The sequence below is a fragment of the Microbispora hainanensis genome, assembly GCF_036186745.1.
Taxonomy (GTDB): Bacteria; Actinomycetota; Actinomycetes; order Streptosporangiales; family Streptosporangiaceae; genus Microbispora.
The window spans coordinates 1-14582 of record NZ_CP108086.1 but is presented as its reverse complement, the minus strand read 5'-3'; the positions used below and the strand labels follow the sequence as shown (position 1 = coordinate 14582).

The window sequence follows — 14582 nt, the reverse complement described above, 5'->3', positions numbered from 1 at the left end:
ATTGTCATGTGCAGACGCACAAGCTGTCCGTGCTAACCGTCAGGGACACGTAGATCAGACCTTGTCATCGGAGCCCGAAGTGGTGACACTGTGTGGGCTGGGGGTGTCGTGCGGGTCGTCCCTTGGCGGCACACAGAGCCGAGGTGAGAGGGAGGCGCCGTGATACAGATCCAGGCTGGATCGGGTCCGACGGCCCTGCGCATCCTTCTCGGGTCCCAGCTCCGCAAGCTCCGTGAGAGCAAGGGCATCAGCCGCGACCAGGCCGGCCAGTGCATCAGGGCCTCCGAGTCGAAGATCAGCCGGATGGAGCTGGGCCGGGTCGGATTCAAGGAACGCGACGTTGCCGACCTTCTCGCCCTTTACGGGGTGGAGGACGAGGAGACGCGCGATGTCGTGATGAACCTGGTCGAGCGGGCCAACGAGCCCGGCTGGTGGCACCGGTTCAACGACCTGCTGCCGTCGTGGTTCCAGGCGTACGTCGGCCTGGAGGAGGCCGCCGAGCGCATCCGCACCTACGAGGTGCAGTTCGTTCCCGGTCTGCTGCAGACAAAGGAGTACGCGCGGGCCGTCATCATGGCCGGCGCGGTCGGAGCGGCGCCGGAGGAGATCGCCAGGCGGGTCGACCTGCGGCTGGAACGCCAGCGCATCCTCGACGGTGAGAACAGTCCCAAGTTCTGGGCCGTGATCGACGAGGCGGCGCTGCGCCGGCCGATCGGCGGTGTCGACGTGATGCGGGGTCAGATCCAGCACCTCATCGACCTGATGAACCAGCCGAACGTGACGATCCAGGTCATTCCGTTCAGCTATGGCGGACACGCCGCAGAGGGCGGTGCCTTCAGCATCCTCCGGTTCGCGGATCCCGACTTGCCCGACATCGTGTATGTCGAGCAGCTCGCCAGTGCGCTCTACCTGGACAAACGGGAAGAGGTCGACCGCTACAGCGAGGTCATGGAACGCCTCTGCGCGGTCAGCACCACCCCTACGGAGACGGTGGACCTGTTGCGGCAGATCATGGCAGACCTCTGATCAGTCGCTACCGGGGCTCATCTGCTCTAGACTGCCCTTGGCGTTGGACACCCGCCACAGTCGAGCATGCCCGGACAGGTCGCGTGCAGGCGAGACGGTGATCCTGCGCCTCTCACGTGGGCGCGGCGCGCGTTACTGTGCCGCGGTTGCCGTGCACGACGTGCCCGCGATCACCAGATGCTGGATCAAGGAGACCACCCCGTGAAGACCGCTGTCGAGGAGCTCAGCCCTACCCGGGTCAAGCTCACCGTCGAGGTGCCGTTCAAGGAGCTCGAGCCGAGCCTGCAGGCCGCGTACAAGAAGGTCGCGCAGCAGGTGCGCGTGCCCGGCTTCCGTCCTGGCAAGGTGCCGGCCCGGATCATCGAGCAGCGCTTCGGCCGCGCGGTGGTTCTCGAGGAGACCCTGAACGACGCCCTGCCCAAGCTGTACGGCCAGGCCGTTGACGAGACCGAGGTCTTCCCGGTCAGCCAGCCCGAGATCGAGGTCACCAAGATCGAGGACGGCGAGCAGGTCGAGTTCACCGCCGAGGTGGACATCCGCCCCGCCTTCGATGTCCCGGACTACCAGGGCACCGAGGTCGTGGTCGACCCCGCCGAGGTGACCGACGAGGACATCACCACCCAGCTCGAGGCCCTGCGCCAGCGCTTCGCGACGCTGACCGGCGTCGAGCGCCCGGCCCAGAACGGCGACTACGTCGTCATGGACCTGCGTGCCGAGATCGACGGCCGCAACCTCGACGAGCAGCAGGCCGCCGACGTGTCGTACGAGGTCGGCGCGGGCTCGGTCCTGGAGGGCCTGGACGACGCCCTGCAGGGCATGGCCGCCGGCGACGAGAAGACCTTCCGCACCACGCTCGTCGGTGGTGAGAACGCCGGCGAGGAGGCCGACGTGATCATCAACGTCAAGTCGGTCAAGGAGAAGGTCCTGCCCGAGCTGGACGACGAGTTCGCGCAGCTCGCCAGCGAGTTCGACACGCTCGACGAGCTCAAGGACAGCATCCGCCAGCAGGTTCGCCGCAACAAGCTGGTGGAGCAGGTCGTGCAGAGCCGCGAGAAGGCGCTCGACGCGCTGCTCGAGAAGATCGACATCCCGCTGCCCGAGAGCGCGCTCCAGGCGGAGATCGACGCGCGCAAGCACAACCTCGAGCACCAGGTCGCCGAGAGCGGTCTGAGCCGCGAGGCGTACCTGCGCCTCCAGCAGACCACCGAGGAGGAGCTGTTCGCCGAGTACGAGGCGACCTCGGCCAAGGCGCTGAAGTCCGGCTTCGTCCTCGACAAGATCGTCAAGGCCGAGGAGATCGGCGTCAGCGAGCAGGAGCTGACCGACTTCGTGGTGCGTCGCGCCATGCAGATGGGCGTCGCGCCGAACACGCTGGCCCAGCACCTCGCCGACAACAACCAGCTCCCGCTGGCGATGATGGAGATCGTGCGCGAGAAGGCCAAGACCCTCATCGGCGACGCGGCCAAGGTGACCGACACGGCCGGCAACGAGGTGGACATCAAGGCCATCTACGCCGAGCTCAACCCTGAGCAGGAGGCCGTGGGCGTCGAGGAGGCGGGCGCCGGGGAGCCCTCCGACGAGGCCAAGGAAAGCTGATTCACCCAGGCTCTCGCCTGACTTCTGCCACCGATCGGCCGGGAGGCCGATCGGTGTCGCGGTAACGGTGAAACCCCTGGCGCACTCGGGTGCGCCGGGGGTTTCCGGTTATATTCGGGCAAATCCCTGCAAATATGTTTCTTACCGCGTGTCGGGGAGCAAATCGTACGGCCGGGATCTGTATGCCCCGGCCCGTGCCGTTAGGGCGGGGAACACGGGCGATGTGGCGCGGGGGCCTCGTCCCGGGCGGGACATGCGCCGTCAGCGAACAGTACGGCGCACGGGCATGACCTGTCTGCGTCGCGCGTTAAGGTCACAAGCAAAGCCAATCGATTACGACGCATCGGAAGGTGACGCTGTGACCAGCCCGCCGACCTTCTTCCCGACCGGTGGTTCCGGCTTCGAGGCCCGGAGCCCGGAGGGTGGCCCCTCCCGCCTCGAGGACCAGCTCTACCAGCGCCTGCTGCGCGAGCGGATCGTGGTGCTCGGCACCCAGGTCAACGACGAGGTGGCCAACCGGCTGGCCGCTGAGCTCCTGCTCCTCGCCGCCGATGACCCCGAGCGCGACATCTGGATGTACATCAACTCCCCCGGTGGCTCGGTGACCGCCGGCATGGCGATTTACGACATGATGGAGTACGTGCCGAACGACGTGTGCACGGTCGCCATGGGACTGGCCGCCTCCATGGGGCAGTTCCTGCTGTGCGCCGGCGCCCGTGGCAAGCGATACGCGCTTCCGCACGCCCGGATCATGATGCACCAGCCGTCGGGCGGCATCGGCGGCACCGCGGCCGACATCGCGATCCAGGCCGAGCAGATGCTCTACGTGAAGAAGACTCTCGCGGAGCGGATCGCCTTCCACACCGGCCAGCCGCTCGAGCAGATCGAGCGCGACTCCGACCGGGACCGCTGGTTCACGGCCGAGGAGGCCAAGGACTACGGCTTCATCGACCACGTGGTGCGCAGCGCCCGCCAGGTGCCCTCCGAGGGCGCCGTCTCGTGACTGGAGCTTCCCAGATGAGTGAGCTGATCCGGCCGGGTGACATCAACGGCCGCTACGTCCTTCCCTCCTTCGTCGAGCGCACGTCGTACGGCGTCAAGGAGATGAACCCCTACAACAAGCTGTTCGAGGACCGCATCATCTTCCTCGGCGTCCAGATCGACGACGCTTCGGCGAACGACGTGATGGCGCAGCTGCTGACGCTGGAGTCGCTCGACCCGGATCGCGACATCAGCATGTACATCAACTCGCCGGGTGGCTCGTTCACCGCGATGACCGCGATCTACGACACCATGCAGTTCGTCCGGCCCGAGATCCAGACGGTCTGCCTTGGGCAGGCGGCCTCGGCCGCCGCGGTCCTGCTGGCCGGCGGCACCCCGGGCAAGCGGTTCGCCCTGCCCAACGCCCGCGTTCTGATCCACCAGCCCTACACCGAGGGCGGCGGCCAGGGCAGCGACATCGAGATCCAGGCTCGTGAGATCCTGCGGATGCGGTCGCTGCTCGAGGAGATCGTGGCCAAGCACTCGGGCAAGTCGGCCGACGAGGTCCGCAAGGACATCGAGCGTGACAAGATCCTCAGCGCCGAGGAGGCGAAGGCGTACGGGCTGGTGGACGACATCATCCCGTCGCGGAAGAAGCGCGCGGCGGCGGTCGCCGCTTCCTGAGGGAGTTGCCGCACCGGAACGGTGCCCATTTGGGCACGTTCCGGTGCGACTCACCGCTAGGGGGCTCACTGAGGGCCCGAGAGACGGTAACGTCGAAACCTGAGCGGGATGACGTTTTCGCACCGGATCGCGATCGTCGGATCATGACTCAGAACCATGAGCCGGATCGCGAGCAGGGTGCGGACGGAAGCGACCGCGGCGGCAGGGGCGGTCCCACGCAAAGGAGTATCTGGGGTGGCACGCATCGGCGACGGGGGAGACCTGCTGAAGTGCTCGTTCTGCGGCAAGAGCCAGAAGCAGGTCAAGAAGCTCATCGCCGGACCAGGCGTCTACATCTGCGATGAGTGCATCGATCTCTGCAACGAGATCATCGAGGAGGAGCTCTCCGAATCCTCCGAGCTCAAGTGGGACAACCTGCCCAAGCCGCGCGAGATCTACGAGTTCCTCGACGCGTACGTCATCGGGCAGGACAAGGCGAAGAAGGCGCTGTCGGTAGCGGTCTACAACCACTACAAGCGCGTCCAGTCCGGGGAGCGCGGCCGAGACGACGGCCTGGAGCTGGCCAAGTCCAACATCCTGCTGCTCGGCCCCACCGGGTCGGGAAAGACCCTGCTCGCGCAGACCCTCGCCAAGATGCTCAACGTGCCGTTCGCCATCGCGGACGCCACTGCCTTGACCGAGGCCGGCTACGTCGGCGAGGACGTGGAGAACATCCTCCTCAAGCTGATCCAGGCCGCCGACTACGACGTCAAGAAGGCCGAGACCGGCATCATCTACATCGACGAGGTCGACAAGATCGCCCGTAAGAGCGAGAACCCGTCGATCACGCGGGACGTGTCGGGCGAGGGCGTGCAGCAGGCCCTGCTGAAGATCCTGGAGGGGACCACGGCGAGCGTGCCCCCGCAGGGCGGGCGCAAGCACCCCCACCAGGAGTTCATCCAGATCGACACCACGAACGTGCTGTTCATCTGCGGCGGCGCCTTCGCCGGCCTCGAGAAGATCATCGAGTCGAGGGTCGGCAGGAAGGGCATCGGCTTCAACGCGATCATCCACTCGAAGGAGGAGATGGACTCCTCCGACATCTTCTCGGACGTCATGCCGGAAGATCTCCTGAAGTTCGGCATGATCCCCGAGTTCGTCGGCCGTCTCCCTGTGATCACGTCGGTGCACAACCTCGACAGGGACGCGCTGATCCAGATCCTCACGGAGCCGCGCAACGCGCTCGTCAAGCAGTATCGCCGCCTGCTCGAACTCGACAACGTCGAGCTGGAGTTCTCCGACGACGCCCTTGAGGCCATCGCCGACCAGGCCATTCTGCGCGGCACCGGCGCCCGCGGGCTGCGCGCCATCATGGAGGAAGTCCTCCAGTCCGTGATGTACGAGGTGCCCTCCCGCCAGGACGTGGCCCGCGTCGTCATCACCCGCGAGGCCGTGCTGGAGCACGTGAATCCGACCCTGGTGCCCCGCGACCAGCTGCAGGCCAAGCAGCAGCGGACCCCCAGGGAGAAGTCCGCCTGAAACGGGCCTTCGCCGCGGCGTTGTCCACAGGGCGTGCGGCGACGGCTCGGACGGCTTCCGGACATCCCTAGAATTGGGCAGCGTGACTACGTCTGAGCTGCCCACCCAGTACGCGCCCGTCGATGTCGAGACCCGGAGCTACGAGCGCTGGGTATCGGCGGGCTACTTCACAGCGGACCCGGGCAGCGGGCGCGAGCCGTACAGCATCGTGCTTCCCCCGCCCAACGTGACCGGGTCGCTCCACGTGGGCCACGCCCTCGACCACTCGATCCAGGACGCGCTCACCCGGCGAGCCCGCATGCGGGGCATGGAAACGCTGTGGCTCCCCGGAATGGACCACGCCGGCATCGCCACGCAGAACGTCGTGGAGCGCGAGATCGCCAAGGACGGCCTGTCGCGCCACGACTTCGGCCGCGGGGCGTTCGTCGAGCGCGTCTGGCAGTGGAAGGAGGAGTCGGGCGGCCGGATCCTCGGTCAGATGAAGAAGCTCGGCGACGGCGTTGACTGGTCGCGTGAGCGCTTCACGATGGACGAGGGGCTCTCCCGGGCCGTCCAGACGATCTTCAAGAAGCTGTTCGACGACGGGCTCATCTATCGCGCCGAGCGGATCATCAACTGGTGCCCCCGCTGCCTGACGGCCCTGTCCGACATCGAGGTCGAGCACAGCGACGACGACGGCGAGCTCGTCTCCATCCGCTACGGCTCGGGTGACGAGGAGATCGTCGTCGCCACGACCCGCGCCGAGACCATGCTGGGCGACACCGCTGTCGCCGTCCACCCCGCCGACGAGCGCTACGCGCACCTTGTCGGCAAGTACGTCGAGGTCCCGCTCACCGGCCGGCGCATCCCGATCGTCGCGGACGCGCACGTGGACCCGTCCTTCGGCACCGGCGCGGTCAAGGTCACCCCCGCGCACGACCCGAACGACTTCGAGATCGGGCGCCGCCACTCGCTGGAGTCGCTCGTCATCATGGACGAGCGCGGAATCATCACCGCCCACGGGCCCTTCGAGGGGCTCGACCGGTTCGAGGCGCGGCCCGCCGTGGTCGCCGCGCTGCGCGAGCAGGGCCGCATCGTCGCCGAGAAGCGGCCCTACGTGCACTCCGTCGGACACTGCTCCCGCTGCAAGACCGTGGTGGAGCCGCGGCTGTCGCTGCAGTGGTTCGTCAACGTCACCCCGCTGGCGAAGGCCGCGGGCGACGCGGTGCGTGACGGCCGCACCCGCATCCACCCGCCGGAGCTGGCCAAGCGCTACTTCGACTGGGTCGACGACATGCACGACTGGTGCATCTCGCGCCAGCTGTGGTGGGGACACAGGATCCCCGTCTGGTACGGCCCGGACGGCGACATGGTCTGCGTGGGGCCGGACGAGGAGCCGCCGGCCGGTTACGAGCAGGACCAGGACGTCCTCGACACCTGGTTCTCCTCCGGTCTGTGGCCGTTCTCCACGCTGGGCTGGCCCGACGCCACACCCGATCTGGCCCGCTTCTATCCGACGACCGTGCTCGTCACCGGCTACGACATCCTGTTCTTCTGGGTCGCCCGGATGATGATGTTCGGGTTGTACGCGATGGACGGCCAGCCGCCGTTCCGCACCGTGGCCCTGCACGGCATGGTGCGCGACCAGTTCGGCAAGAAGATGTCGAAGTCGTTCGGCAACGTCGTCGACCCGCTCGACTGGATCGAGCGGTACGGCGCGGACGCCACGCGCTTCACGCTCCTGCGCGGTGCCAACCCCGGCTCAGACGTGGCGATCAGCGAGGACTGGGCGGCCGGATCCCGCAACTTCTGCAACAAGATCTGGAACGCCACCCGCTTCGCGCTGATGAACGGCGCCGTCTCCGACGGTCTGCCCGAAGAGCTCACCTCGGCCGACCGGTGGATCCTGTCGCGCCTGCAGGAGGTCGTCACCAGCGTCGACGCGGCCTTCGAGGAGTTCGAGTTCGCCAAGGCGTCCGACGCGCTCTACCACTTCGCCTGGGACGAGGTCTTCGACTGGTATGTCGAGCTGGCCAAGGTCCAGTTCGCCGAGGGCGGCGTGGTGGCCGAGAACACCAAGCGGGTTCTGGGGCATGTCCTCGACGCGCTGCTACGGCTGCTCCACCCGCTCGTGCCGTTCGTCACGGAGGAGTTGTGGCGGGCTCTGACCGGTGGGGAGTCGATCGTGGTCGCTCCCTGGCCTACGGCGTCGCCCGAGCTGATCGACCCCGCGGCCGAGCAGGAGATCTCCTCGCTGCAGAATCTCGTGACGGAGGTGCGCAGGTTCCGTTCGGACCAGGGCCTCAAGCCCGGCCAGCGGGTCGCCGCGCGGCTGTCCCTGTCCGGTACGGCTCTCGCCGCCCATGAGGGGGCGATCCGCGTCCTGCTGCGTCTGGACGAGCCGACGGACACCTTCAGCCCGACAGCCCGGCTCACGGTCGGCACGGTGCTCGTGGAGATCGACACGGCCGGAGCCATCGACGTCGCCGCCGAGCGGAAACGGCTGGAGAAGGACCTGGCCGCGGCACGCAAGGAGCAGGCCCAGGTGACGGCGAAGCTCGGCAACGAGCAGTTCATGGCCAAGGCGCCGGAGGACGTCGTGGCGAAGGTGCGCCGGCGGGCCGAGCAGGCCGCCGAGGACATCTCCCGTCTCGAAGCCCAGCTCGCCGCCCTGCCGGCTTAGGCCGTCTTCCTGTGCGCCCTCGTCGTGGACGAGGGCGCACAGGCGTCTCAAGCTTTGTGACGACTGAGGTTTGAAGACCCTGGAGACAGGGCAGGACCACGAAGTTGCCCAAGTTGTGCACAGCACCTCCGCGTGGGTGCTAGTCTTTCTGCACGCGCTGAGGACCGGCGAGCCTGAATCCCCCTCGGGGGATCGGCTGTTAGGATCTCAGCGACTCCCTCTTATCGAACCCGATCTCGGGATGATTCGTCGCGATTCGACGGACATTCGGGGATCAGGTAAGTTAGAGGGGTTGCCCCGGAAACGGGGGGTCGGAATTCCTGTCGGTCGGCGGGTTTCGGGTCAAATGAAGTCCCGGTGGGGCGGATTTGACACGAAAGAGCCGGTCGGGAAGAATTAAGACCAGCAAGACAAAAGAAAAACAAACGGTGAAACGCCCCGGAGCGTGGGACCTTTCAGGGTTTCGGGTGATGGTGGTCGCGTCCGTTTCTTGAGAACTCAACAGTGTGCTAAAAGCCAGTGCATGAATCATGCATGACCCCGTCTACCGGTGGTTTTCATCGGTGGCGGATTCCTTTGACGGCACCTTTCCTTAGCCGGGGGTGCCGGCCAGAGTGATCTCTTTTCAAGCATTGTTTGGAGAGTTTGATCCTGGCTCAGGACGAACGCTGGCGGCGTGCTTAACACATGCAAGTCGAGCGGAAAGGCCCTTCGGGGTACTCGAGCGGCGAACGGGTGAGTAACACGTGAGTAACCTGCCCCTGACTCTGGGATAAGCCTGGGAAACCGGGTCTAATACCGGATACGACACTCCTCCGCATGGTGTGGGTGTGGAAAGTTTTTTCGGTTGGGGATGGGCTCGCGGCCTATCAGCTTGTTGGTGGGGTGATGGCCTACCAAGGCGACGACGGGTAGCCGGCCTGAGAGGGCGACCGGCCACACTGGGACTGAGACACGGCCCAGACTCCTACGGGAGGCAGCAGTGGGGAATATTGCGCAATGGGCGGAAGCCTGACGCAGCGACGCCGCGTGGGGGATGACGGCCTTCGGGTTGTAAACCTCTTTCAGCAGGGACGAAGTTGACGTGTACCTGTAGAAGAAGCGCCGGCTAACTACGTGCCAGCAGCCGCGGTAATACGTAGGGCGCGAGCGTTGTCCGGAATTATTGGGCGTAAAGAGCTCGTAGGTGGCTTGTTGCGTCTGCCGTGAAAGCCCGTGGCTTAACTACGGGTCTGCGGTGGATACGGGCAGGCTAGAGGCTGGTAGGGGCAAGCGGAATTCCTGGTGTAGCGGTGAAATGCGCAGATATCAGGAGGAACACCGGTGGCGAAGGCGGCTTGCTGGGCCAGTTCTGACGCTGAGGAGCGAAAGCGTGGGGAGCGAACAGGATTAGATACCCTGGTAGTCCACGCTGTAAACGTTGGGCGCTAGGTGTGGGGGTCTTCCACGATTCCTGTGCCGTAGCTAACGCATTAAGCGCCCCGCCTGGGGAGTACGGCCGCAAGGCTAAAACTCAAAGGAATTGACGGGGGCCCGCACAAGCGGCGGAGCATGTTGCTTAATTCGACGCAACGCGAAGAACCTTACCAAGGTTTGACATACACCGGAAACACTCAGAGATGGGTGCCTCCTTTGGACTGGTGTACAGGTGGTGCATGGCTGTCGTCAGCTCGTGTCGTGAGATGTTGGGTTAAGTCCCGCAACGAGCGCAACCCTTGTTCCATGTTGCCAGCACGCCCTTTGGGGTGGTGGGGACTCATGGGAGACTGCCGGGGTCAACTCGGAGGAAGGTGGGGATGACGTCAAGTCATCATGCCCCTTATGTCTTGGGCTGCAAACATGCTACAATGGTCGGTACAGAGGGTTGCGATACCGTGAGGTGGAGCGAATCCCTAAAAGCCGGTCTCAGTTCGGATTGGGGTCTGCAACTCGACCCCATGAAGTCGGAGTCGCTAGTAATCGCAGATCAGCAACGCTGCGGTGAATACGTTCCCGGGCCTTGTACACACCGCCCGTCACGTCACGAAAGTCGGCAACACCCGAAGCCCGTGGCCCAACCACTTGTGGGGGGAGCGGTCGAAGGTGGGGCTGGCGATTGGGACGAAGTCGTAACAAGGTAGCCGTACCGGAAGGTGCGGCTGGATCACCTCCTTTCTAAGGAGCACTCGGCCGGCCCTGTTGGCTCACTGCTGTTTGGTGGTGGGTGTGGGGTCTGGTCCATCGTCACGGTCATCAGCGAGTGTCTGGTGCGTGGCGTGCTCATTAGTGGAGCACTGGTTATTCAGCCGGTCGTGGTTGCCGGGTCTGCTAGTACCGCCGTGAGTGATCACGGAGTGGGAGCGTGGGCTTTGGGGGTTGTGACTGGTTGGGCACACTGTTGGGTCCTGAGGAAACGGGCCCGTTCGCCTGGCCGCTGCTGGTTGTGGTGGTCGTGGTGGGGTTGGTTTTCTTCAGGGCTGGTCTCCTGCCATACCGGCCGGGGTCCTTGCTTGTGGGTTCGCCTGTTGTGGGTGGGCTTGCGGTGGGGGTTCGGGTGTTTGGTGGTGGGGTGGGCTGGTTGTCTGGTTGTTGTTTGTGAATTGCATAGTGGACGCGAGCATCTTTGTGGCCAAGTTAGTTAGGGCACACGGTGGATGCCTTGGCATCAGGAGCCGATGAAGGACGTGGGAGGCTGCGTTAAGCCTCGGGGAGTCGCCAACCAGACGTTGATCCGGGGATGTCCGAATGGGGAAACCTAGCACCAGTCATGTGGTGTTGCCGCCGTCTGAATGTATAGGGCGGTTGGTGGTAACGCGGGGAAGTGAAACATCTCAGTACCCGTAGGAGAAGAAAACAATAGTGATTCCGTGAGTAGTGGTGAGCGAAAGCGGAGGAGGCTAAACCGTGCGCGTGTGATAGCCGGCGGGCGTTGCGTGTGCGGGGTTGTGGGACCTTCCGGAGGAGACCGCCGTCTCTTCAGGCAGTGAGAAATCGGTGGGGTAGTCGAACGCTCTGGGAAGGGCGGCCGTAGACCGTGATAGCCGGGTAGGCGAAATCTTGCCGACTGCTGGGGGTGTTCCCGAGTAGCACGGGGCTCGAGGAATCCTGTGTGAATCTGCCAGGACCACCTGGTAAGCCTAAATACTTCCTGGTGACCGATAGTGGACGAGTACCGTGAGGGAAAGGTGAAAAGCGCCCCGGTGAGGGGTTGTGAAATAGTACCTGAAACCGTGTGCCTACAAGCCGTAGGAGCGTAAACAAGCTTGCTTGTTTGTGATGTGACTGCGTGCCTTTTGAAGAATGAGCCTGCGAGTTATGGTGTGTGGCGAGGTTAACCCGTGTGGGGGAGCCGTAGCGAAAGCGAGTCTGAATAGGGCGTTTGAGTCGCATGCTGTAGACCCGAAGCGGGGTGATCTACGCATGGGCAGGTTGAAGCGTGGGTAAGACTGCGTGGAGGACCGAACCCACCAGGGTTGAAAACCTGGGGGATGACCTGTGTGTAGGGGTGAAAGGCCAATCAAACTCCGTGATAGCTGGTTCTCCCCGAAATGCATTTAGGTGCAGCGTTGCGTGTGCTTGCCGGAGGTAGGGCTCTGGATGGCTGATGGGCCCGACAAGGTTACTGACGTCAGCCAAACTTCGAATGCCGGTAAGTTGAGCGTGGCAGTGAGACTGCGGGGGATAAGCTCCGTGGTCGAGAGGGAAACAGCCCAGATCACCGACTAAGGCCCCTAAGCGTGTGCTAAGTGGGAAAGGATGTGGAGTCGCAGTGACAACCAGGAGGTTGGCTTAGAAGCAGCCATCCTTGAAAGAGTGCGTAATAGCTCACTGGTCAAGTGATTCTGCGCCGACAATGTAGCGGGGCTCAAGTACACCGCCGAAGTCGTGGCACCGCTGGCACTTGTGCTGGTGGTGGGTAGGGGAGCGTCGTGCGAGCCGGTGAAGCTGCCGAGTGATCGTGTGGTGGAGGTCGTGCGAGTGAGAATGCAGGCATGAGTAGCGAGTCAGAAGTGAGAATCTTCTGCGCCGGATGACCAAGGGTTCCTGGGGCAGGTTCGTCCGCCCAGGGTAAGTCGGGACCTAAGGCGAGGCCGACAGGCGTAGTCGATGGACAACGGGTTGATATTCCCGTACCCGCTGTGATGCGCCCATATCGAATCCAGTGATACTAAGGGTCCTTAGCCCGGTTGGCTCTTCGGAGCCGGCGTCAGGGTGAACGCCTGGCCTGATCTGGTAGTAGGTAAGCGATGGGGTGACGCAGGAAGGTAGCCCAGCCCGGGCGGTGGTTGTCCCGGGGTAAGCATGTAGGGCGAGAGATAGGCAAATCCGTCTCTCATTAGCCTGAGGTGTGATGCCGAGCCGATTGTGGCGAAGTGGGTGATCCTATGCTGCCGAGAAAAGCCTCTAGTGAGTGTCGCGGCGGCCCGTACCCTAAACCGACTCAGGTGGTCAGGTAGAGAATACCAAGGCGGTCGGGTGAACTGTGGTTAAGGAACTCGGCAAATTGCCCCCGTAACTTCGGGAGAAGGGGGACCTCTGCTGGTGTAGGACTTTGCGTTCGAAGCTGGTGGGGGTCGCAGTGGCCAGGGGGAAGCGACTGTTTACTAAAAACACAGGTCCGTGCGAAGTCGTAAGACGATGTATACGGACTGACGCCTGCCCGGTGCCGGAACGTTAAGGGGACCGCTTAGCCAGCACTTGTGTTGGCGAAGGTGAGAACTTAAGCGCCGGTAAACGGCGGTGGTAACTATAACCATCCTAAGGTAGCGAAATTCCTTGTCGGGTAAGTTCCGACCTGCACGAATGGCGTAACGACTTCCCCGCTGTCTCAACCACAGGCCCGGTGAAATTGCAGTACGAGTAAAGATGCTCGTTTCGCGCAGCAGGACGGAAAGACCCCGGGACCTTCACTACAGCTTGACATTGGCGTTTGGAGCGTCTTGTGTAGGATAGGTGGGAGACTGGGAAGCGGTGACGCTAGTCATCGTGGAGTCATTGGTGAAATACCACTCTGGTCGTTTTGGACGTCTAACCCGCGCCCGTGGATCCGGGTGGGGGACAGTGTCTGGTGGGTAGTTTAACTGGGGCGGTTGCCTCCTAAAGGGTAACGGAGGCGCCCAAAGGTTCCCTCAGCCTGGTTGGCAATCAGGTGTCGAGTGTAAGTGCACAAGGGAGCTTGACTGTGAGACTGACGGGTCGAGCAGGAGCGAAAGCTGGGACTAGTGATCCGGCATCGGCGTGTGGAAGCGGTGTCGCTCAACGGCTAAAAGGTACCCCGGGGATAACAGGCTGATCTTCCCCAAGAGTCCATATCGACGGGATGGTTTGGCACCTCGATGTCGGCTCGTCGCATCCTGGGGCTGGAGTAGGTCCCAAGGGTTGGGCTGTTCGCCCATTAAAGCGGTACGCGAGCTGGGTTTAGAACGTCGCGAGACAGTTCGGTCCCTATCCGCTGCGCGCGCAGGAGACTTGCGAGGGGCTGTCCCTAGTACGAGAGGACCGGGACGGACGAACCTCTGGTGTGCCAGTTGTTCCGCCAGGAGCACGGCTGGTTGGCTACGTTCGGTAGGGATAACCGCTGAAAGCATCTAAGCGGGAAGCTCGCCTCAAGATGAGGTCTCCCACCACCGTGTGTGGGTAAGGCCCCCTAGAGATGATGGGGTTGATAGGCCGGAAGTGGAAGCGCAGTAATGTGTGGAGCTGACCGGTACTAATAGGCCGAGGACTTGACCATAGATGTTCGCGTTCACTATGTGATCTCAGAGACAGCAACCACTAGGTTGTGTGTTTCGTGGGGTTACGGCGGTCATAGCGGCAGGGAAACACCCGGTTACATTCCGAACCCGGAAGTTAAGCCTGTCAGCGCCGATGGTACTGCACCGGGGACGGTGTGGGAGAGTAGGACGCCGCCGGACAATCTTTGATATGTGGTTGGGCCATCCCTTGTGGGGTGGCCCTTCCGCATTTTCGGGCACCTTTCTTTTCGCGGGTTTGTTTCCGGGGTTGTTCCTGGGGTGTGTTCCCCGGCGGGTTGCTGGGTGTTGGTTCCCGCTGCTTGTTCCTGCGTGTGTGTGGGCGGTGGGTGTGGGTGTGGTGGGTGGTGGCCCCGGCCGGGGTGTGGCCGGGGCTTTCGCAT

The 14582-nt window shown here is 63.7% G+C and carries 6 protein-coding genes and 3 rRNA genes; all 9 read left to right on the top strand.

Translation table 11 applies throughout. The annotated features are described in order from the left end of the window. Positions 1–159 precede the first annotated feature (159 nt). The 9 genes from OHB01_RS00045 to rrf all read left to right on the top strand — a co-directional run bounded on the left by OHB01_RS00045 (position 160) and on the right by rrf (position 14361). Positions 160–1026, top strand: coding sequence for a helix-turn-helix domain-containing protein (locus OHB01_RS00045; protein ID WP_142650168.1), 867 nt, complete (start codon positions 160–162; stop codon positions 1024–1026). Between the two features lie 201 nt (positions 1027–1227). Then, positions 1228–2622 carry a trigger factor gene (tig, locus tag OHB01_RS00040; protein WP_142650169.1) on the top strand — a complete coding sequence of 465 codons (1395 nt, stop codon included), beginning with the start codon at positions 1228–1230 and terminating at the stop codon, positions 2620–2622. A gap of 358 nt (positions 2623–2980) precedes the next feature. Then, positions 2981–3625 carry a ClpP family protease gene (locus OHB01_RS00035; RefSeq protein ID WP_260617414.1) on the top strand — a complete coding sequence of 215 codons (645 nt, stop codon included), beginning with the start codon at positions 2981–2983 and terminating at the stop codon, positions 3623–3625. Between the two features lie 14 nt (positions 3626–3639). Continuing rightward, positions 3640–4287, top strand: coding sequence for an ATP-dependent Clp protease proteolytic subunit (locus tag OHB01_RS00030; protein ID WP_079317758.1), 648 nt, complete (start codon positions 3640–3642; stop codon positions 4285–4287). Positions 4288–4521: 234 nt separating this feature from the next. Then, positions 4522–5805, top strand: a complete 1284-nt coding sequence (clpX, locus tag OHB01_RS00025) for an ATP-dependent Clp protease ATP-binding subunit ClpX (protein WP_079317756.1) — start codon at positions 4522–4524, stop codon at positions 5803–5805. A 73-nt stretch (positions 5806–5878) separates the two neighbouring features. After that, a complete protein-coding gene (locus OHB01_RS00020; protein WP_419197562.1) occupies positions 5879–8467 on the top strand; it encodes a valine--tRNA ligase in 2589 nt (862 codons plus the stop codon). 633 nt (positions 8468–9100) lie between these two features. Then, a 16S ribosomal RNA gene (locus OHB01_RS00015) occupies positions 9101–10621 on the top strand. Positions 10622–11073: 452 nt separating this feature from the next. Further along, positions 11074–14180 (top strand): 23S ribosomal RNA (locus tag OHB01_RS00010). A gap of 64 nt (positions 14181–14244) precedes the next feature. Continuing rightward, positions 14245–14361, top strand: a 5S ribosomal RNA gene (gene rrf / locus OHB01_RS00005). The 16S, 23S and 5S rRNA genes sit together here, the layout of an rRNA operon. The last annotated feature ends 221 nt before the right edge of the window (positions 14362–14582 follow it).

Excerpts from the sequence above, each read along its gene's own strand:
- OHB01_RS00030 (WP_079317758.1), top strand. The coding sequence starts at position 3,640 with ATGAGTGAGCTGATCCGGCCGGGTGACATCAACGGCCGCTACGTCCTT.